The sequence below is a fragment of the Pantoea stewartii subsp. stewartii genome (assembly GCF_008801695.1).
In the GTDB taxonomy this organism is placed as follows: domain Bacteria; phylum Pseudomonadota; class Gammaproteobacteria; order Enterobacterales; family Enterobacteriaceae; genus Pantoea; species Pantoea stewartii.
In genome coordinates, this window is record NZ_VZPF01000004.1 from 47,095 (window position 1) to 66,522 (window position 19,428).

The following is a 19,428-nucleotide window of genomic DNA, read 5'->3' on the forward strand; positions in this document are numbered from 1 at the left end:
CTGGTTTTTTTTCGTCTGGCACTAACCCGATGTTAGTTTTTGGTCGTCTGATCGGACGATCGCACACGTTTTTTTCGATCCAGTAGGCTGTTCGTTTCAGGATCGTAATAGCGGCTTGGCCATATCTCTGATGGGTGGACATTGATCGCATCAGCAATCAACCATTCCCCTTTTGGCCATGGCCGTGAAAGGGCGTTAGCCAGTGTTGATGAGCTTAATCCTGCCTGGCGGGACAATGCCGCCAGCGTTGTACCACGTTTGCGCAGTGCGGCAATAATATCGGCAGGATGCCAGTCCTCTGTCCTTTTTTGCATTACTGTTTTCTCCTTGTCAGTGCGAAGCGCGCGGGGGGATTCTGACGTGCTTTAAAATACATCTGGAAACTTATGGTGGTTTATATCAGAAAATTTCCATAAGGTTCCAGTAATATTTCCGTAAGCAGACAGAACTGCGCGGCCTGACGCAAAAGGATGGTAATGACTGCAACCGCGGCGGGGGAAAGAAAGAAGACGAGGCCGTCAGGCCCCGTCAGCGATTAGAAATCGCGTTGAACCGACATGTGAGCCAGAGATTCCAGCGCTGTGCGCCATGGGGTTTCAGGCAGGATTTGTAATGCCGCGATGGCCTTATCCGCTTCCTGCTCAGCACGCTTGCGCGTCCATTCCAGAGAGCCGCACTGGTTCATCGCTTCCAGAACGGGAGCCAGTAAATGGCGGCCGTTCCCCTGTTCAATCGCCTCACGGATCATTTTAGCCTGTTCAGGCGATCCGTTGTTCATAGCATGAAGCAGAGGCAGCGTGGGTTTACCTTCGCTGAGATCGTCACCGGTATTTTTGCCCAGGGTTTCACCATCGGCACTGTAGTCCAGTAAGTCATCGATTAACTGGAAAGCCGTTCCCAAATAACGTCCGTAATCCTGCAGCGCTTTTTCCTGCGCTGGCGTCGCTTCCGCCAGAATCGCCGAGGCCTGAGAGGCGGCTTCAAATAAGCGCGCGGTTTTGCTGTATATCACCCGCATATAGCTCTCTTCGGTGATGTCGGGATCGTTGACGTTCATCAGCTGGAGCACTTCTCCTTCAGCGATCACGTTCACCGCCTCGGACATCAGCGCCAGAATGCGCAACGAGCCCATGCTGGTCATCATCTGGAAAGCGCGGGTATAAATAAAATCACCGACCAGTACGCTGGCCGCGTTACCAAATGCGGCGTTCGCGGTGGCTTTTCCACGGCGCATATCGGATTCATCCACGACATCGTCATGCAACAGCGTGGCGGTGTGGATAAATTCGATCAGCGCCGCGTTGGTCACGTGTAAATCGCCCTGGTAACCCATGGCGCGAGCAGACAGCACGGCAATCATGGGCCGGATGCGTTTACCGCCGCCACTGATGATGTAATAACCCAGCTGGTTGATGAGCGAGACATCTGAATTCAGCTGGTCGAGTATGGTCTGGTTAACGGCAGCCATGTCCTGTGCGGTTAATTCGTTAATCTGTTCTAAGTTCATTCGTCTTTTCAGCTATGACTCGTTTCTCTGCCATGGTAAGCGGTTTTACCCAGCCAGCGTTCAGTAATCTGTTACTGATTGTACTTGAATTTTCAGGTTGAGAAACGTTTGCATTGAGCCTGTGTTTTTTTTCTGCAAGAGTGTGCAAAGTGCTCTTGTCTTCTGTTTGAGTTTTGCGTAGAATTCGCGCCCTATTGTGAATATTTAGCGCGCCGCCTGATGAACTAAAAGGCAAGCGCAGAAGCGGAGTTTTATATGTACGCGGTTTTCCAAAGTGGTGGTAAACAACACCGAGTAAGCGAAGGTCAGACCGTTCGCTTGGAAAAGCTGGACATCGCAACCGGTGAAACCATCGAGTTTGACCAGGTTCTGATGATTGCAAATGGCGAAGACGTGAAAATCGGCGCGCCACTGGTTTCAGGCGGTGTGATCAAGGCAGAAGTTGTTGCTCATGGTCGTGGCGAGAAAGTTAAAATCGTTAAGTTTCGTCGTCGTAAGCACTACCGTAAGCAAGCTGGCCATCGCCAGTGGTTTACTGATGTGAAAATCACTGGTATCACGGCGTAAGAGGAGATCTGACAAATGGCACATAAAAAGGCTGGTGGTTCGACTCGAAATGGTCGTGACTCCAATGCAAAACGTCTGGGTGTAAAACGTTTCGGTGGTGAATCTGTTCTGGCAGGCAGCATCATCGTTCGTCAGCGTGGTACCAAATTCCACGCCGGTAACAACGTAGGTTGTGGTCGTGACCACACTCTGTTTGCTACCGCAGACGGCAAAGTAAAATTCGAAGTTAAAGGTCCGAACAACCGTAAATACATCAGCATCGTTGCTGAGTAAGGTTGTCGTGACGCAGACGGCTACCGTCTGAACGCACGAATTGAAGGCCCCGCAACTCTTGCGGGGCTTTTTACATTCTGCGACCTGTCGCCAGACAGGCGACATAGCCTGGCTGCGTGTTGTACACTTTATGTACATGCTGGCGAGAGCCAGTTTTGATTTATCCGCCGCTGGTCAGCGCAGAACGACCCTGGCGGACCCGTTTGCAGCCTGTTGCAGACGATTGTGTGACGGAGAAAGAAAATGAAGTTTGTTGATGAAGCGACAATTTTGGTCGTCGCAGGTGATGGCGGTAATGGCTGTGTCAGTTTCCGCCGTGAAAAATATATCCCAAAAGGCGGCCCGGACGGCGGTGATGGTGGTGATGGCGGTGACGTATACTTAGTCGCTGACGAAAACCTTAACACCCTGATCGATTATCGTTTCGAAAAATCTTTCCGCGCTGAGCGTGGTCAGAATGGTCAGAGTCGCGACTGTACCGGTAAACGCGGCAAAGATATTACGATTAAAGTCCCCGTCGGAACCCGCGTTATTGACCAGGGAACGGGCGAGACACTGGGCGATATGACGCGTCACCAGCAGACGCTGATGGTGGCAAAAGGCGGCTGGCACGGTCTGGGTAACACCCGTTTTAAATCCTCGGTCAACCGTACTCCACGGCAGAAAACCATGGGCACCGCAGGCGAGAAACGTGACCTGCAACTGGAGCTGATGCTGCTGGCTGACGTGGGCATGCTGGGCTTACCGAATGCCGGTAAATCCACCTTTATCCGTGCGGTTTCCGCTGCCAAGCCGAAAGTGGCTGATTATCCTTTTACCACCCTGGTACCCAGCCTGGGCGTTGTACGTATGGACAGCGAGCAGAGCTTCGTCGTCGCCGATATTCCGGGACTGATTGAAGGTGCTGCAGAAGGCGCCGGTCTGGGGATTCGCTTCCTGAAACATCTGGAACGCTGCCGTGTTCTGTTGCACCTGATTGACATCGCCCCGATTGACGAGAGCGATCTGGTTGAGAACGCCCGTATTATTCTGGGTGAGCTGGAAAAATACAGCGATAAGTTATTCAACAAGCCGCGCTGGCTGGTGTTTAACAAAGTCGATCTGATTGATGAAGAAGAAGCACAGGCGCGCGCAAAAGCCATTGCTGAGGCGCTGGGCTGGGAAGAGAAGTACTACCTTATTTCGGCGGCCAGCCGTCAGGGCGTGACCGACCTGTGCTGGGATGTGATGAGCTTTATCAACGCCAATCCGAAAGAAGCGGACGTTGAAGAAAAACAGCCTGAGAAAGTGGAATTCATGTGGGACGACTACCACAAAGAAGCCCTCGAGAACGCGGCTGTTGAAGACGATGAAGAGTGGGATGACGACTGGGATGAAGATGACGACGAAGGCGTCGAAATCATTTATCAGCGTTAACACACTTTGCTGACCCCTTCTGCCGGAATGGGGGCAGTTTTCTTTCCGGCCTGTCTTTGCCCGCTATCACGCCTTGCCGTTGATAACTCAAATGCCGCAGGCAGGGGACAAACCTCCTGCTACCCGCTTCGACGTATACGCCGAAATCCAGCGGGCAGGCGCTGGGTTCACCCGCGCAGCCCTGGCGTATGTCTGCCAGTTTCTTCATACAGCCTATATCTCACTATGCTTTCCCTCCTTCGCATAAAAGCCTGAGGTTCACTTACGTGGCTAACGTATCGCGGCTCACGGCGTGTTTAATGGCCCGTGGCGTCAGTCAGAGGAACGTCACTAACGCGATGGCAATAAGAATAAAACAGTGAGGCAAAGGGGAAGGGTGAACGCCTGTCAGGCCAATAAAAAAGCGCAGCGGCGTTAATCCCACTGCGCTTTTATCGACATCAGTTAGTAGTTCTTGTTGATATCGCGATAGAGCCGACTTTCGAACCGCACCAGTGGAATACGGCGCGTGCGCTGATCTTCAGGCGGTACAGCATAGCCGGACAGGAACTGCACAAACGCAACGCGCGCCCCGCTGGACGTGGTGATAAAACCGGCAAGGTTGTAAACGCCCTGCAGTGAACCCGTTTTGGCAGAGACTTTGCCATCCAGACCGGCTTCATGGAGGCCGCCGCGATATTGCAGCGTGCCGTCATGACCCGCCAGGGGCAGCATGGAAATATAATCCAGCTTGCTGTCATTTTGCGCAATGTACTGCAGCACCTGCATCATGGTGGCAGGAGAGATGAGATCGTGGCGCGACAAGCCGGAACCATCAACCTGGATACTGTTACCCAAATCGATATTCGCTTTTTCACGCAGGATACGGCGCACCGCGTCTGACCCAGCGCGGAAGGTGCCCGGCACATTAAAGTAATGATGGCCAATGGTGCGGAACACCGTGTCGGCGATCATATTGTCGGACTTCTTCAGCATCATATGCAGCAGCGTATGCAGCGGCGCAGACTGGGTTGAGGCCAGCACGGTGCCCGGCTCAGTGACCTGTGTCTGGCGCAGCAGATGTCCGCTGTAATCAATACCGGCGGAACGCAGTTCAGATTTCAGAATCTCGCCGGCCCAGGCGGCACCATCCTGAACGGCAAAGGCCAGCGGAAGGGGATCGCTACGCTGACGCAGACAGCCGGTCAGGGTATAGCGGTTCAGCTCACCCGGCACCACATCCAGTTCGCAATACTGACCCTCGCCACTGTTGCGCCCAATGGTGCGCACCTGGCTCAGCATGTGCGCCGGATAATAAGAGGCGATGCGCACGAAGGCGTTTTCGCCGGGCTTATCCGCACTGTAGAGCGACACGGAGAAACAGTTTTTATCGACGATAGCCGCAGCGGGCGGTGCGCTAAAGCACTGCGTCATATCGTTCCACGGCCAACCCGGCGCCGCATCATGGCTGGCAAACACCGAGGTATCAATGACCAGATTGCCTTTGATATGCGTGATGCCTTGTTTTTTTAAGGCTGCGACCATATTACGCAGATCCTGGCGGCCCAGCGTGGGATCGCCAGCGAAACAGGCAACAAGATCGCCATTCAGTGTGCCATCGATCAGCGCACCTTTGGTCTCAAAGGTCGTTTGAAAACGATAATCACCGCCCAGTTCCAGTAATGCCGCCAGCGCGGTGATGACTTTCATGGTACTGGCGGGAAGCGCCATCTGTTTCCCGTGGTAATCAATGATCGGCGTAGTTGCGCCCACTTTTTGCACCAGTAAAGCCAGGTTGGCACCATCTGGCAGATACTGCATGTATTCATCAACGGGTGCTGCTTGTGCCTGCAGCATAAACGCACAGGTTAATCCGGTAACAAGTCGTGAAAATCGCATAATCTCGCGGCAACTGACAGGTGAAGGCGACAATACTACGTCCCTGGACGGTGCAAAGTAAACGATGACCCGCAGGGAACTCTGGGGTAAAATACGTATCAAATTGCAAAACCTTTTCTGGCCTGGAACATTTCCGGGTCAGTCTTCTTTTATTTGCAAAATGAGGCATGGCGCCGCAGAACGCTTTTTTCTGCAGTCACCGGTCAGGATGCACCGTGAAACAGGATTGATGACGAGGAGCTAAAATGAACCAGATTCCGATGACGTTAAGAGGCGCTGAAAGGCTGCGCGAAGAGCTGCATGAGCTGAAAACGGTGAAACGCCCGCGCATTATTGCCTCCATCGCGGAGGCCCGCGAGCACGGCGATTTGAAAGAGAATGCCGAATACCACGCTGCGCGTGAAGAACAGGGGTTCTGTGAGGGACGTATTCAGGAGATTGAGGCCAAACTCTCTAATGCGCAGGTTATCGACGTCACCCAAATGCCTAAAACCGGCCGCGTCATTTTTGGCGCGACGGTGACGGTCCTGAATGTGGATACGGATGAAGAGTTTACGTACCGCATCGTAGGTGACGATGAAGCAGACTTTAAGCAAAATCTGATTTCTGTTAACTCGCCAATGGCGCGTGGCCTGGTGGGGAAAGAAGCCGATGACGTAGCGATTATCAAAACGCCGGGCGGCGATGTGGAGTACGAAATCCTGAAGGTGGAATACATCTGACAGGTGGCAACCTTTTGTAACGGGTTGCAGTACAATGTAAAGAAAGGAAAAAGGCCGCGCTGCGGCCTTTTATCCCATGTAAGAGCATGGCACTTTCTTTGCCCACTTAACGTGGCAGAGAAATCTTGCTCTCTTTAGCGGGGCGATACAGCACCAGCGTTTTACCTATCAACTGAACGTTGACGGCGCCAGTTTCACGTACGATAGCGTCGACGATCAGCTGCCGGGTCTCACGATCTTCAGAGGCGACTTTCACCTTGATTAACTCGTGGTGTCCCAGCGCGTGTTCGATCTCTGCCAGCACACCTTCGGTCAGGCCATTGCCTCCGAGCATGACGACTGGCTTGAGCGGATGGGCGAGGCTTTTCAGGTGCTGTTTTTGTTTGGTACTTAGATTCATCGTATTATTTACTTACTCGGGGATTGAAAACGGTTCATTCTACCGCCATCTCGGGTATATCGCCAAATCGACGCAACCTACTGCGTGCAGATTTATCGCTACGATGACGATTTAGTTGGAAATTTTATGACCGGTAAAAAGCGTTCAGCCAGCTCCAGCCGCTGGCTACAGGAACACTTTAGCGATAAATACGTGCTCCAGGCACAGAAAAAAGGGTTGCGTTCGCGCGCCTGGTTTAAACTTGATGAAATACAACAGGGTGACAAGCTTTTCAAACCCGGTATGACCGTGGTAGATCTGGGTGCTGCACCCGGTGGCTGGTCGCAATATGTGGTACAGCAAATTGGGTCCAAAGGGCGTGTCATTGCATGTGATATCCTGCCTATGGATCCTATTGTTGGTGTCGATTTTCTTCAAGGCGATTTTCGTGAAGAATCGGTGATTAACGCGTTGCTTGAGCGTGTGGGCGATCAGAAAGTCCAGGTCGTCATGTCTGATATGGCACCGAATATGAGTGGTACACCTGCCGTAGATATTCCCCGGTCGATGTATTTGGTTGAGCTGGCGTTAGAGATGTGTCGTGACATTTTGGCTCCCGGCGGGAGTTTTGTAGTGAAAGTGTTCCAAGGGGATGGCTTTGATGAATACCTGCGTGAAATTCGATCCCTGTTCACGAAAGTGAAAATACGTAAGCCTGACGCTTCACGTTCACGTTCACGTGAAGTTTATATTGTGGCGACTGGGCGCAAGCTGTAGCCAACGTGGTGGATCATCCAGCCTTCCCGCTGCGATTCCATGTACGAAGGATCTATAGTACCCTACGCTATCTGTTAACACCGTTGTAATATGAGGTTAATCCCTTGAGTGACATGGCGAAAAACCTGATTCTCTGGCTAGTCATCGCGGTTGTACTGATGTCAGTCTTCCAGAGCTTTGGGCCCAGCGAGTCAAATGGCCGTAGGGTTGATTATTCAACCTTCCTGTCGGAAGTGAACCAGGATCAGGTCCGCGAGGCACGTATTAACGGGCGTGAAATTAACGTAACCAAAAAAGACAGTAATAAATACACCACCTACATTCCTGTCAATGATCCCAAGTTACTCGATAACCTGTTGACCAAGAACGTTAAAGTGGTTGGTGAGCCGCCTGAAGAGCCGAGCCTGCTGGCGTCGATCTTCATTTCCTGGTTCCCAATGTTACTGCTGATTGGTGTGTGGATTTTCTTCATGCGGCAAATGCAGGGCGGTGGCGGCAAAGGCGCAATGTCCTTTGGTAAGAGCAAAGCCCGCATGCTAACGGAAGATCAGATTAAAACCACTTTTGCTGACGTAGCAGGCTGTGACGAAGCGAAAGAGGAAGTCGGTGAGCTGGTCGAATACCTGCGTGAACCGAGCCGTTTCCAGAAGCTGGGGGGTAAAATCCCGAAAGGCGTTCTGATGGTCGGCCCGCCGGGTACCGGTAAAACCCTGCTGGCGAAAGCCATTGCCGGTGAGGCGAAAGTACCGTTCTTTACCATTTCAGGTTCTGACTTTGTTGAAATGTTCGTCGGTGTGGGTGCGTCTCGCGTCCGTGACATGTTTGAACAGGCTAAGAAAGCGGCACCGTGCATTATCTTCATCGATGAGATCGATGCCGTTGGTCGCCAGCGTGGTGCCGGTTTAGGGGGAGGGCACGATGAGCGTGAACAAACTCTGAACCAGATGCTGGTTGAAATGGATGGCTTTGAAGGTAACGAAGGCATCATCGTGATTGCCGCGACAAACCGTCCAGACGTACTTGACCCTGCGCTGCTGCGCCCTGGCCGCTTTGACCGTCAGGTTGTCGTGGGCTTGCCAGACGTACGTGGTCGTGAGCAGATTCTGAAAGTGCATATGCGTCGTGTACCCTTGGCAACCGACATTGATGCGGCCATCATTGCGCGCGGTACGCCAGGCTTCTCCGGTGCCGATCTGGCGAACCTGGTGAACGAAGCGGCGCTGTTTGCTGCACGCAGCAATAAACGCGTTGTGTCGATGGTGGAATTCGAAAAAGCCAAAGACAAAATCATGATGGGTGCAGAGCGCCGTTCCATGGTGATGACCGAAGCACAGAAAGAGTCTACGGCTTACCATGAGGCCGGCCACGCGATTATTGGTCGTCTGGTACCGGAACACGATCCGGTGCACAAAGTGACCATTATCCCGCGCGGTCGTGCATTAGGTGTGACCTTCTTCCTGCCTGAAGGCGATGCGATTAGCGCAAGCCGTCAGAAGCTGGAAAGTCAGATTTCGACCCTGTACGGCGGTCGTCTGGCGGAAGAGATCATCTACGGTGCAGAACATGTCTCTACCGGTGCCTCTAACGATATCAAAGTGGCAACCAACCTGGCCCGTAACATGGTTACCCAGTGGGGCTTCTCTGAGAAACTGGGCCCGCTGCTGTATGCTGAAGAAGACGGTGAAGTGTTCCTGGGCCGTTCAGTGGCAAAAGCCAAGCATATGTCAGATGAAACTGCCCGTATTATCGACCAGGAAGTTAAACACCTGATTGATACGAACTATCAGCGCGCTCGCCAGATCCTGGGCGAAAACATGGACATTCTTCACGCGATGAAAGATGCGCTGATGAAGTATGAAACCATTGATGCACCGCAGATTGACGACCTGATGGCACGCCGTGAAGTGCGTCCGCCAGCAGGCTGGGAAGATCCGGGCAGCAGCAATTCAGACAGTAACGGTACGCAAAAGGCCCCGCGTCCGGTCGATGAACCGCGTACGCCGAATCCAGGCAATACCATGTCAGAACAGTTCGACAAATAAGACGTCAGGTCTTTTAATAAAACCCCGGCTGGTCCGGGGTTTTTTACATCTATACATTGAACCACAAGGAGTTTTTCACCATGAAACTGTTCGCCCGTGATTCCCATCTCGATTTGTCATTTCCACATGTGATGGGCATTCTCAACGTCACGCCGGACTCTTTTTCCGATGGTGGTAAACACAATGCGCTGGTCGATGCGTTAACGCACACTAACGAGATGGTGAACGCTGGCGCAACAATCATTGACGTGGGGGGCGAGTCCACGCGTCCGGGCGCTGATGAAGTGAGCGTTGAGGAGGAGCTTGAACGGGTGATTCCGGTGGTCGAAGCTATCGCTCAACGCTTTGAGGTATGGATATCAGTCGATACGTCCAAAGCCGACGTGATTCGTGAAGCCGCCAGCGCAGGGGCTCACATTATCAATGATGTGCGCTCGCTGTCTGAGCCTGGCGCGTTGGCAGCGGCAGCGGCAACGGGCTTACCGGTTTGTCTGATGCATATGCAGGGCGAACCGCGTACGATGCAGCAGGCACCAGCCTATAAGGATATTGTAAGCGAAGTGGACACTTACTTCGTTGAACAACTGGCCCGCTGCGAAGCCGCAGGAATAAAAAAAGAAAATCTGTTACTCGACCCGGGCTTCGGTTTCGGTAAGAATCTCAGCCACAATTATGAACTGCTGGCCCACCTCAGTAAATTTCACCGTTTTGCGCTGCCGCTGTTGGTTGGCATGTCACGCAAATCAATGATTGGACAACTGCTGAATGTGGGGCCTTCCCAGCGCCTGACGGGCAGCCTGGCCTGTGCGGTTATTGCCGCCATGCAGGGCGCGCACATTATTCGCGCCCACGATGTAAAAGAAACCGTCGAAGCGATGCGGGTGGTTGAAGCGACACAAAGAGCGAAAGGATGAAGAGGATGAGCGAACGTAAATATTTCGGTACCGATGGGATTCGCGGCAAAGTCGGTGAGTCACCGATTACCCCTGACTTTGTATTAAAGCTCGGCTGGGCGGCGGGTAAAGTACTGGCCCGTCACGGCTCCAAAAAAATTATCATTGGTAAAGACACGCGCATTTCAGGCTATATGCTGGAATCCGCGCTGGAAGCCGGTCTCGCAGCCGCAGGGTTGTCCGCGGCGTTTACCGGCCCAATGCCCACGCCCGCTATTGCCTATCTGACCCGCACGTTCCGTGCCGAAGCCGGCATCGTGATTTCCGCGTCGCACAATCCGTTTGATGATAACGGCATTAAGTTTTTCTCCGCCGAAGGGACGAAACTGCCCGATGACGTGGAAGAGGCGATCGAACTGGAAATGGAAAAACCGCTTACCTGCGTGGAATCCGCCCAGTTGGGGCGTGCCAGCCGTATTGTTGACGTGGCCGGGCGTTACATTGAATTTTGTAAAGGTACGTTCCCCAGCGAACTCAGCCTCAGTGGCCTGAAAATTGTCGTCGACTGTGCAAACGGTGCCACTTATCACATTGCGCCTAATGTCCTGCGTGAACTCGGTGCGACGGTGATTGCAGTTGGCGTCCAGCCTGATGGCATGAACATTAATAAAGCATGCGGTGCGACCGATCTCAGGATGCTGCAGGAACGCGTACTGGCTGAAAAAGCGGACATCGGTCTGGCCTATGACGGTGACGGCGATCGCATCATGATGGTCGACCACCTTGGCAAGAAAGTGGATGGGGACCAGATTCTGTATATCATCGCCCGCGAAGGTCTGCGTCAGGGACAGTTGCGCGGTGGTGTGGTCGGCACGCTGATGAGCAACATGGGCCTGGAGCTGGCGCTGAAACAGCTGGGTATTCCGTTTGTTCGTGCAAAAGTGGGCGACCGCTATGTACTGGAAAAAATGCAGGAAAAAGGCTGGCGCCTGGGAGCGGAAAACTCCGGTCATGTGATCCTGCTGGATAAGATCGCTACGGGTGACGGCATCGTTGCAAGTTTGCAAGTACTTACAGCTATGGTTCGTAACCATATGAGCCTGCACGATCTCTGCACCGGCATGAAAATGCTGCCTCAGGTGCTGGTAAATGTCCGCTTCGCCGGCGAGCACGATCCGCTGGAAAGCGATGCCGTTAAAGCGGTAGCCGAGGACGTGGAAAAAGCCCTGGCCGGAAAAGGACGCGTGCTGCTGCGTAAATCGGGCACGGAACCGCTAATCCGCGTAATGGTAGAGGGTGAGGATGAAACCCAGGTGACGGCGCTGGCGAATCGAATTGCCGATGCGGTTAAAGCCGTCTGAGGCAGCTGGCAGGCGGGGACATCGCAGTGAACCTGCCTGCAAAATCATCGCACTGGCGCTTTTTTCTGCAATCAGCGTGCCGCATGTAAATTGCACTTGCAGAGGTATGCGCCATTGGTTAGTATTCACACCCGCTTCTGATGGGTGATGAAGAAACTCCCCGTCAAATTGGTTGAAGCTTTAACTGTGCGGATTACGCGCAAGGAAACAGGTTGATTATGTACGAAGCTCTGTTGGTTGTTTTCCTTATTGTAGCAATTGGCCTTGTGGGTCTTATCATGCTGCAGCAAGGCAAAGGCGCTGATATGGGTGCATCATTCGGTGCAGGCGCGTCAGGTACGCTGTTCGGTTCAACCGGGTCAGGTAATTTCATGACTCGCATGACCGCCGTACTGGCTACGCTGTTTTTCGTCATCAGCTTGATTCTGGGTAACCTGAACAGTAATAAAACAGCCAAAGGAAGTGAGTGGGATAACCTCACTGCGCCAGCTCAGTCTCAACAGCAGACTCAGCCAGCTAAACCGGCTACGCCGGGCAACGATATCCCGCATTAATAGCGTTAAGCGTCATAAGCGGCAGTTCAGCGTCGCAGTCAGTGCAGTACCGAGGTGGTGAAATTGGTAGACACGCTACCTTGAGGTGGTAGTGCTCGAAAGGGCTTACGGGTTCAAGTCCCGTCCTCGGTACCAAATCTTAGTTAGACTTGCATTTTATGCATGATCGGAGTAACATTCGCCGCGTTTTCGGACGCGGGGTGGAGCAGCCTGGTAGCTCGTCGGGCTCATAACCCGAAGGTCGTCGGTTCAAATCCGGCCCCCGCAACCACTTTCCCTTAGAGTTCTTTTTCAAATATACTGTATGCATCGACGGGCGCATTAGCAGCGAATTTTGAAAAAAATTCTTTTGGATGGGCGTCCGGGCCGCAATGCGGCATACAGGGTCCAGTGATAAAAAGCCCCGACTATTCGGGGTTTTTTGTTATTAGCGAATCGTAATACTGGGCTATAGGCCCTTTTTTTATGTCTTGGGGGTGGGCTTGTCCACATTAGAGCAAAAATTGACAGAGTTGGTATCTGCTCCGGTAGAAGCGCTCGGCTACGAACTGGTCGGAATTGAATTCGTTCGTGGTCGCACATCAACCCTGCGCATCTATATTGACAGTGAAGATGGCATCAATGTTGACGATTGCGCGGACGTCAGCCACCAGGTGAGTGCCGTGATGGATGTGGAAGATCCCATCACCGTCCCTTACCACCTTGAAGTGTCCTCACCGGGGCTCGACCGTCCTCTGTTCACTGCAGAACATTATGCACGCTTTACCGGCGATGAGGTGAGCCTGGTGCTGCGTATGGCCGTTCAAAACCGCCGTAAATGGCAGGGAATCATCAAGTCTGTAGAAGGCGAGATGATAACGGTAAACGTTGAGGGTAATGACGAGGTGTTCGCGCTGAGTAATATTCAGAAAGCGAACCTGGTCCCCCACTTTTAAAAGTCCGGATTGAGGCTAACCAGGATGAACAAAGAGATCTTAGCTGTTGTAGAAGCCGTTTCTAACGAAAAAGCCCTGCCGCGTGAGAAAATCTTCGAAGCGCTGGAGAGCGCGCTGGCGACTGCGACCAAGAAAAAGTACGAGCAGGAAATTGACGTCCGCGTCAGCATCGACCGCAGAAGTGGCGACTTTGATACGTTCCGCCGTTGGGAAATCGTAGAGCAGGTCACTCAGCCAACGCGTGAGATCACGCTGGATGCGGCTCGCTACGAAGATGAGTCCCTCAATCTGGGCGACTACGTTGAAGATCAGATTGAATCTGTCACCTTTGACCGCATTACTACCCAGACCGCAAAACAGGTTATCGTGCAAAAAGTACGTGAAGCCGAGCGCGCAATGGTCGTGGATCAGTTCCGTGAGCAGGAAGGCGAAATCATCACCGGCGTGGTGAAAAAAGTTAATCGTGACAATATTTCACTGGATCTGGGCAACAATGCTGAAGCGGTAATCCTGCGTGAGGATATGCTGCCGCGCGAAAACTTCCGCCCTGGTGACCGTATTCGTGGTGTTCTGTATGCCGTTCGCCCGGAAGCGCGTGGTGCACAGCTGTTTGTGACCCGCTCAAAGCCAGAAATGCTGATCGAACTGTTCCGCATTGAAGTACCAGAAATTGGCGAAGAAGTGCTTGAAATTAAAGCCGCAGCCCGCGATCCGGGTTCACGCGCTAAAATTGCAGTAAAAACGAACGACAAACGTATTGATCCGGTGGGTGCCTGCGTCGGTATGCGCGGTGCGCGTGTTCAGGCCGTGTCCAGTGAACTGGGCGGCGAGCGTATCGATATCGTGCTGTGGGACGACAACCCGGCACAGTTTGTTATTAACGCCATGGCTCCGGCTGATGTGGCGTCAATCGTGGTTGATGAAGACAACCACACGATGGATATCGCCGTTGAGGCTGGCAATCTGGCCCAGGCGATCGGCCGTAATGGCCAAAACGTGCGTCTGGCTTCACAGCTGAGTGGCTGGGAGCTGAACGTGATGACCGTCGATGATCTGCAGGCGAAGCATCAGGCTGAAGCCCATGCAGCGATCGATATGTTCACTAAACATCTCGACATCGACGAAGAGTTCGCCACCATTCTGGTGGAAGAGGGCTTCTCATCGTTGGAAGAACTGGCCTATGTGCCAATTAACGAGCTGTTGGAAATCGACGGCCTCGACGAAGAGACCATTGAAGCCCTGCGTGAACGAGCAAAAAATGCGTTAACCACCCTGGCACTGGCTAAAGAAGAGAGTCTGGGGAATCAGGAACCTGCAGAAGACCTCTTGAATCTTGAGGGTCTGGATCGTGCACTGGCTTTCCGCCTGGCATCCAAAGGCGTTTGCACGCTGGAAGACCTTGCTGAGCAAGGTGTTGACGATCTGACTGATATTGAAGGGCTGACTGATGAGCAAGCTGGCGCGCTGATTATGGCCGCACGCAATATCTGCTGGTTCGGCGATGACGCGTAATAACAGGAAGGAACAGCATGACAGATGTAACCGTAAAATCGCTGGCAGCAGAAATTCAGACTTCGGTCGATCGCCTGGTACAGCAGTTTGCTGATGCGGGGATCCCAAAGTCTGAAAATGATGCGGTGACCCAGCATGAGAAAGAAACCTTACTGTCTCACCTGAAGCATGGTCAGGCCGGTTCAGGCAAACTGACCCTGCAGCGCAAAACGCGTAGTACCTTGAATATTCCTGGCACCGGGGGTAAAAGTAAATCGGTGCAAATCGAAGTCCGCAAAAAGCGCACGTATGTAAAAGGTGATGCAGAGTCTGAGCAAGCTCAGGCAGAAGCAGAAGCCGAGGCGCAGCGTGAAGCGGAAGAGCAGGCGCAACGCGAGGCCGCTGAACAGGCGCGTCGTGAAGCGGAACAAAAAGCGCAACGTGAAGCCGAAGAGAAAGCCAGGCGCGAAGCCGCTGAAAAGGCTAAGCGTGCAGCAGCGGAAAATGAGAAAGTGACTAATCAACCTACCGACGAAGTGACCAAGGCCGCCCAGTCCGATAAAGCACGTCGTGAAGCTGAAGCCGCTGAACTGAAGCGTAAAGCGGAAGAAGAAGCGCGTCGTAAGCTGGAAGAGGCTGCCCGCCTCGCCGCGGAAGAAGCCCGCCGTTTAGCCGAAGAAAAAGCGGCTGAATGGGAAAAGCCTGAAGAAGAGGATAAGGGCGACTATCACGTCACCACCTCAACACATGCCCGTCAGGCCGAAGACGAGAACGATCGTCAGGTCGAAGCGGGTCGTGCCCGCACGCGCAGTGCTAAAGCCGCGCGTCCGGTGAAAAAAGGCAACAAGCATTCAGAAGCCAAAACCGACCGCGAAGAAGCCCGTGCGCAGGTTCGTGGTGGTAAAGGTGGTAAGCATCGTAAGCCAAGCGCTCTGCAGCAGGGCTTCAACAAGCCAGCACAGGCGGTTAACCGCGATGTGGTGATTGGCGAAACCATCACCGTTGCTGAACTGGCTAACAAAATGGCCGTTAAAGGTTCACTGGTCATCAAAGCGATGATGAAAATGGGCGCTATGGCGACCATCAACCAGGTTATCGACCAGGAAACCGCACAGCTGGTTGCCGAAGAAATGGGCCACAAGGTGACCCTTCGTCGTGAAAACGAGTTGGAAGAAGCGGTAATGGACGATCGTGATACCGATGCAGCGCAGGAAGCGCGTGCGCCGGTCGTGACCATTATGGGCCACGTTGACCACGGTAAAACCTCACTGCTGGATTACATCCGCTCGACCAAAATCGCCTCTGGCGAAGCGGGCGGGATTACACAGCACATCGGTGCATACCACGTCGAAACCGACAACGGTATGATCACCTTCCTGGATACCCCGGGCCACGCCGCGTTTACCGCGATGCGTGCACGTGGTGCGCAGGCAACGGATATCGTTATCCTCGTGGTGGCGGCAGATGATGGTGTGATGCCACAAACCATCGAAGCGATTCAGCACGCCAAAGCCGCGAAAGTGCCGGTTGTGGTTGCTGTCAACAAGTGCGATAAGCCAGAAGCCGATCCGGATCGTGTTAAAAATGAACTGACACAGTACGGCATCATTCCGGAAGAGTGGGGCGGCGAAAACATGTTCGTCAACGTCTCTGCGAAATCGGGTACCGGTATTGACGATCTGCTGAACGCGATTCTGCTGCAGGCAGAAGTGCTTGAGCTGACGGCCATTCGTGCCGGTATGGCCAGCGGCGTTGTGATCGAATCGTTCCTCGACAAAGGTCGTGGTCCGGTTGCGACCGTTCTGGTACGCGAAGGTACGCTGAACAAAGGCGATATCGTTCTGTGTGGCTTTGAATACGGCCGTGTTCGTGCAATGCGTGACGAACTGGGACGTGAAGTCATGGAAGCGGGCCCGTCTATCCCGGTTGAGATCCTCGGCTTGTCCGGTGTTCCGGCGGCAGGTGATGAAGCGACCGTGGTGCGTGACGAGAAGAAAGCCCGTGAAGTGGCACTGTATCGTCAGGGCAAATTCCGCGAAGTGAAACTGGCACGTCAGCAGAAATCTAAGCTGGAAAACATGTTTGCTAACATGACCGAAGGCGAAGTATCTGAACTGAACATCGTGCTGAAAGCCGACGTTCAGGGCTCTGTGGAAGCGATCTCCGACTCCCTGCTCAAACTCTCCACCGACGAAGTGAAGGTGAAGATTGTGGGTTCAGGCGTAGGTGGTATCACCGAAACCGACGCGACGCTGGCAGCCGCATCTAACGCGATTATCCTTGGCTTTAACGTCCGTGCGGACGCATCTGCGCGTCGCGTCATCGACGCTGAAAGCCTGGATCTGCGTTACTACTCCGTCATCTATAACCTGATTGACGAAGTGAAAGCCGCAATGAGCGGTATGCTGGCACCAGAGTACAAACAGCAGATCATCGGTCTGGCTGAAGTGCGTGACGTGTTCAAATCACCGAAATTTGGTGCTATCGCAGGTTGTATGGTGACGGAAGGTAACATCAAGCGTCACAACCCAATCCGCGTCCTGCGCGATAACGTGGTGATCTACGAAGGTGAGCTTGAATCACTGCGTCGCTTTAAAGATGACGTTAACGAAGTGCGTAACGGCATGGAGTGCGGTATCGGCGTGAAGAACTATAATGACGTTCGTGTCGGCGATATGATCGAAGTCTTCGAAGTGATTGAAGTTAAACGCACCATCGCTTAAGTCCTGGCGTTGATGATGCAATTTGGGAGGCCGCTGGCCTCCCGAATTATTTGGGAGAAATAAAAATGGCGAAAGAATTTGGCCGTCCGCAGCGTGTATCACAGGAGCTGCAAAAAGAGATTGCGATGATTCTGCAGCGTGAGATTAAAGATCCACGCCTTGGCATGATGGTGACCGTTTCGGGTGTTGAGGTATCACGTGACCTCGCTTACGCCAAAGTGTTTGTGACATTCCTCAACGATCAAGATGAAGAAGCCGTAAAAAATGGCCTGAAAGCGTTGAAAGAAGCCTCGGGTTATATCCGTACGCTGCTGGGTAAAGCCATGCGCCTGCGTATCGTGCCTGAACTGACCTTCTTCTACGATAACTCGTTGATTGAAGGGATGCGCATGTCCAACCTCGTGACTAACGTGGTGAAAAAAGACGTTGAGCGTCGTGGTCCAGAAACCACGGATGATGACGAGGAGGCGTAATGAGTCGTCCTCGTCGTCGCGGTCGCGACGTCCATGGCGTTTTGTTGCTGGATAAGCCACAAGGCATGTCGTCTAACGATGTTCTGCAGAAGGTGAAACGCATTTTTAACGCTAACCGTGCAGGACACACCGGTGCACTTGATCCGCTGGCAACCGGCATGTTGCCGATCTGTCTGGGTGAAGCCACCAAGTTCTCGCAGTATCTGCTGGATTCCGATAAGCGTTATCGCGTGATTGCCCGGTTAGGTGAACGTACCGATACCTCCGATGCGGACGGGAACCGGGTACAAACCCGTCCCGTGACCTTTACCCAGGCCGATCTGGATACCGCACTGGACAGTTTTCGTGGTGACATTATGCAGGTGCCGTCGATGTTTTCAGCATTGAAACATCAGGGCCGGAAACTGTATGAATATGCCCGCGAAGGCATCACTATCGAACGTGAGCCCCGGCCGATCACCGTGTATGACTTGCAGTTTATTCGCTGGCAGGGCAGTGAGCTTGAGCTGGAAATTCACTGCTCTAAAGGTACGTACATCCGTACCATTATTGACGATTTGGGTGAAAAGCTGGGCTGCGGTGCGCATGTCATCATGCTGCGTCGTTTGCAGGTAGCACGCTATCCCTTCGAAAGAATGGTCACGCTGGAGCAGCTTCAGGCGTTGCAGGCAGAGGCGAACGCCTCAGGCGACGATCTGGCGTTACAGCTCGATCCTCTGCTGCTGCCCATGGACAGTCCGGCTGCGGATTTTCCTGCGGTCAACCTGTCAGCGGATGTGGCGGCCTACTTTAAACAGGGCCAGCCGGTGCATGCAAGTCAGGCACCTGACCAGGGGCTGGTTCGCGTCACCGAAGGTGAAACACGCAAGTTTATCGGTATGGCAGAAGTGGCCGACGATGGCCGGATTGCTCCACGCCGTTTAGTGGTTGAGTATCAGAATTAAGTTGTGCGCTTTTCATTAAGGGCATTTGCGTTGCCTTCTGGCGAAGAGTAGAATAGCGCGGCTTTAAAGCGGGATGCTGAATTAGAGATCGGCGCCCATACATTCATTTAACTGGAGTTTATTATGTCTCTAAGCGTAGAAGCTAAAGCAGAGATCGTTGCTAAATATGGTCGTGGTGCTAACGACAGCGGTTCAACTGAAGTTCAGGTTGCACTGTTGACCGCGCAGATCAGCCATCTGCAGGGCCACTTCTCTGAGCACAAAAAAGACCACCACAGCCGCCGCGGTCTGCTGCGCATGGTATCTCAGCGTCGTAAGCTGCTGGACTACCTGAAGCGTAAAGACGTTGCACGCTACAGCAGCCTGATCGAAAGCCTCGGTCTGCGTCGCTAAGTCTTAAAATCGGATCGTCCGGGATGCCACAAATGTGTGCTAAAACCCCTTTGGCGATCAGATTTGTGCGAGTTTCATGAAAAGGGGGCCTTTATGGCCC

19 protein-coding genes and 2 tRNA genes are annotated in these 19,428 nt (G+C 53.1%); 17 read left to right on the forward strand and 4 right to left on the reverse strand.

The annotated features are described in order from the left end of the window. Window positions 1-32: 32 nt before the first annotated feature. Window positions 33-314 carry a helix-turn-helix domain-containing protein gene (locus tag F7Q90_RS01855; RefSeq protein WP_006121748.1) on the reverse strand — a complete coding sequence of 94 codons (282 nt, stop codon included), beginning with the start codon at window positions 312-314 and terminating at the stop codon, window positions 33-35. 221 nt (window positions 315-535) lie between these two features. Then, the gene (gene ispB / locus F7Q90_RS01860; RefSeq protein ID WP_006121749.1) at window positions 536-1,507 is read right to left on the reverse strand and encodes an octaprenyl diphosphate synthase; all 972 of its coding nucleotides are present in this window, start codon (window positions 1,505-1,507) and stop codon (window positions 536-538) included. 255 nt (window positions 1,508-1,762) lie between these two features. Here ispB and rplU point away from each other — a divergent pair, with 255 nt between their 5' ends. From rplU to cgtA, 3 genes are all read left to right on the forward strand, one after another. Further along, entirely contained in the window at window positions 1,763-2,074 is a 312-nt protein-coding gene (gene rplU / locus F7Q90_RS01865) for a 50S ribosomal protein L21 (protein WP_006121750.1), read from the forward strand. Between the two features lie 15 nt (window positions 2,075-2,089). Next, a complete protein-coding gene (gene rpmA / locus F7Q90_RS01870) occupies window positions 2,090-2,347 on the forward strand; it encodes a 50S ribosomal protein L27 (RefSeq protein WP_006121751.1) in 258 nt (85 codons plus the stop codon). A 243-nt stretch (window positions 2,348-2,590) separates the two neighbouring features. After that, window positions 2,591-3,763 (forward strand): Obg family GTPase CgtA, encoded by a 1,173-nt coding sequence (gene cgtA / locus F7Q90_RS01875; RefSeq protein ID WP_006121752.1) that lies wholly within the window; start codon window positions 2,591-2,593, stop codon window positions 3,761-3,763. Window positions 3,764-4,207: 444 nt separating this feature from the next. Here the strand turns inward: cgtA and dacB are convergent, their stop codons facing one another. Further along, entirely contained in the window at window positions 4,208-5,641 is a 1,434-nt protein-coding gene (gene dacB, locus F7Q90_RS01880; protein WP_006121753.1) for a serine-type D-Ala-D-Ala carboxypeptidase, read from the reverse strand. Between the two features lie 245 nt (window positions 5,642-5,886). Between dacB and greA the strand changes: the two genes are divergently transcribed. Continuing rightward, window positions 5,887-6,363, forward strand: coding sequence for a transcription elongation factor GreA (greA, locus tag F7Q90_RS01890; RefSeq protein WP_006121754.1), 477 nt, complete (start codon window positions 5,887-5,889; stop codon window positions 6,361-6,363). A gap of 106 nt (window positions 6,364-6,469) precedes the next feature. On the opposite strand, the gene yhbY is transcribed toward greA, so the two are convergent. Beyond that, window positions 6,470-6,763: a ribosome assembly RNA-binding protein YhbY gene (gene yhbY / locus F7Q90_RS01895; protein ID WP_006121755.1), complete on the reverse strand. Its 294-nt coding sequence runs from the start codon at window positions 6,761-6,763 to the stop codon at window positions 6,470-6,472. Between the two features lie 126 nt (window positions 6,764-6,889). Between yhbY and rlmE the strand changes: the two genes are divergently transcribed. From rlmE to rpsO, 13 genes are all read left to right on the forward strand, one after another. Beyond that, window positions 6,890-7,519, forward strand: coding sequence for a 23S rRNA (uridine(2552)-2'-O)-methyltransferase RlmE (gene rlmE, locus F7Q90_RS01900; RefSeq protein WP_006121756.1), 630 nt, complete (start codon window positions 6,890-6,892; stop codon window positions 7,517-7,519). 113 nt (window positions 7,520-7,632) lie between these two features. Further along, entirely contained in the window at window positions 7,633-9,561 is a 1,929-nt protein-coding gene (gene ftsH / locus F7Q90_RS01905) for an ATP-dependent zinc metalloprotease FtsH (protein ID WP_006121757.1), read from the forward strand. An 80-nt stretch (window positions 9,562-9,641) separates the two neighbouring features. Beyond that, window positions 9,642-10,475 (forward strand): dihydropteroate synthase, encoded by an 834-nt coding sequence (gene folP, locus F7Q90_RS01910; protein ID WP_006121758.1) that lies wholly within the window; start codon window positions 9,642-9,644, stop codon window positions 10,473-10,475. Window positions 10,476-10,480: 5 nt separating this feature from the next. Then, on the forward strand, window positions 10,481-11,815 hold the full coding sequence (gene glmM, locus F7Q90_RS01915; protein WP_006121759.1) for a phosphoglucosamine mutase: 1,335 nt from the start codon (window positions 10,481-10,483) through the stop codon (window positions 11,813-11,815). Window positions 11,816-12,033: 218 nt separating this feature from the next. After that, window positions 12,034-12,369, forward strand: a complete 336-nt coding sequence (secG, locus tag F7Q90_RS01920; RefSeq protein WP_006121760.1) for a preprotein translocase subunit SecG — start codon at window positions 12,034-12,036, stop codon at window positions 12,367-12,369. 48 nt (window positions 12,370-12,417) lie between these two features. Beyond that, window positions 12,418-12,504: transfer RNA gene (locus tag F7Q90_RS01925), tRNA-Leu, on the forward strand. Between the two features lie 59 nt (window positions 12,505-12,563). Continuing rightward, window positions 12,564-12,640: transfer RNA gene (locus F7Q90_RS01930), tRNA-Met, on the forward strand. 211 nt (window positions 12,641-12,851) lie between these two features. Continuing rightward, entirely contained in the window at window positions 12,852-13,304 is a 453-nt protein-coding gene (gene rimP, locus F7Q90_RS01935) for a ribosome maturation factor RimP (RefSeq protein WP_006121761.1), read from the forward strand. Window positions 13,305-13,328: 24 nt separating this feature from the next. After that, window positions 13,329-14,816 carry a transcription termination factor NusA gene (nusA, locus tag F7Q90_RS01940; RefSeq protein WP_006121762.1) on the forward strand — a complete coding sequence of 496 codons (1,488 nt, stop codon included), beginning with the start codon at window positions 13,329-13,331 and terminating at the stop codon, window positions 14,814-14,816. Window positions 14,817-14,833: 17 nt separating this feature from the next. Further along, window positions 14,834-17,518: a translation initiation factor IF-2 gene (gene infB / locus F7Q90_RS01945; RefSeq protein ID WP_006121763.1), complete on the forward strand. Its 2,685-nt coding sequence runs from the start codon at window positions 14,834-14,836 to the stop codon at window positions 17,516-17,518. Window positions 17,519-17,583: 65 nt separating this feature from the next. Beyond that, the gene (rbfA, locus tag F7Q90_RS01950; protein ID WP_006121764.1) at window positions 17,584-17,991 is read left to right on the forward strand and encodes a 30S ribosome-binding factor RbfA; all 408 of its coding nucleotides are present in this window, start codon (window positions 17,584-17,586) and stop codon (window positions 17,989-17,991) included. Beyond that, the gene (gene truB / locus F7Q90_RS01955; protein ID WP_006121765.1) at window positions 17,991-18,935 is read left to right on the forward strand and encodes a tRNA pseudouridine(55) synthase TruB; all 945 of its coding nucleotides are present in this window, start codon (window positions 17,991-17,993) and stop codon (window positions 18,933-18,935) included. Before rbfA ends, truB begins: the two co-directional genes overlap by 1 nt. A 123-nt stretch (window positions 18,936-19,058) precedes the next feature. Beyond that, entirely contained in the window at window positions 19,059-19,328 is a 270-nt protein-coding gene (rpsO, locus tag F7Q90_RS01960) for a 30S ribosomal protein S15 (protein ID WP_006121766.1), read from the forward strand. Window positions 19,329-19,428: the final 100 nt, after the last annotated feature.

Coding starts and splice junctions, on each gene's coding strand:
- rplU (WP_006121750.1), top strand. CDS start 1,763: ATGTACGCGGTTTTCCAAAGTGGTGGTAAACAACACCGAGTAAGCGAA.
- glmM (WP_006121759.1), top strand. CDS start 10,481: ATGAGCGAACGTAAATATTTCGGTACCGATGGGATTCGCGGCAAAGTC.
- greA (WP_006121754.1), top strand. CDS start 5,887: ATGAACCAGATTCCGATGACGTTAAGAGGCGCTGAAAGGCTGCGCGAA.
- folP (WP_006121758.1), top strand. CDS start 9,642: ATGAAACTGTTCGCCCGTGATTCCCATCTCGATTTGTCATTTCCACAT.
- nusA (WP_006121762.1), top strand. CDS start 13,329: ATGAACAAAGAGATCTTAGCTGTTGTAGAAGCCGTTTCTAACGAAAAA.
- ispB (WP_006121749.1), bottom strand. CDS start 1,507: ATGAACTTAGAACAGATTAACGAATTAACCGCACAGGACATGGCTGCC.
- rpmA (WP_006121751.1), top strand. CDS start 2,090: ATGGCACATAAAAAGGCTGGTGGTTCGACTCGAAATGGTCGTGACTCC.
- rlmE (WP_006121756.1), top strand. CDS start 6,890: ATGACCGGTAAAAAGCGTTCAGCCAGCTCCAGCCGCTGGCTACAGGAA.
- truB (WP_006121765.1), top strand. CDS start 17,991: ATGAGTCGTCCTCGTCGTCGCGGTCGCGACGTCCATGGCGTTTTGTTG.
- secG (WP_006121760.1), top strand. CDS start 12,034: ATGTACGAAGCTCTGTTGGTTGTTTTCCTTATTGTAGCAATTGGCCTT.
- dacB (WP_006121753.1), bottom strand. CDS start 5,641: ATGCGATTTTCACGACTTGTTACCGGATTAACCTGTGCGTTTATGCTG.
- rpsO (WP_006121766.1), top strand. CDS start 19,059: ATGTCTCTAAGCGTAGAAGCTAAAGCAGAGATCGTTGCTAAATATGGT.
- yhbY (WP_006121755.1), bottom strand. CDS start 6,763: ATGAATCTAAGTACCAAACAAAAACAGCACCTGAAAAGCCTCGCCCAT.
- ftsH (WP_006121757.1), top strand. CDS start 7,633: ATGGCGAAAAACCTGATTCTCTGGCTAGTCATCGCGGTTGTACTGATG.
- rbfA (WP_006121764.1), top strand. CDS start 17,584: ATGGCGAAAGAATTTGGCCGTCCGCAGCGTGTATCACAGGAGCTGCAA.
- cgtA (WP_006121752.1), top strand. CDS start 2,591: ATGAAGTTTGTTGATGAAGCGACAATTTTGGTCGTCGCAGGTGATGGC.
- infB (WP_006121763.1), top strand. CDS start 14,834: ATGACAGATGTAACCGTAAAATCGCTGGCAGCAGAAATTCAGACTTCG.
- F7Q90_RS01855 (WP_006121748.1), bottom strand. CDS start 314: ATGCAAAAAAGGACAGAGGACTGGCATCCTGCCGATATTATTGCCGCA.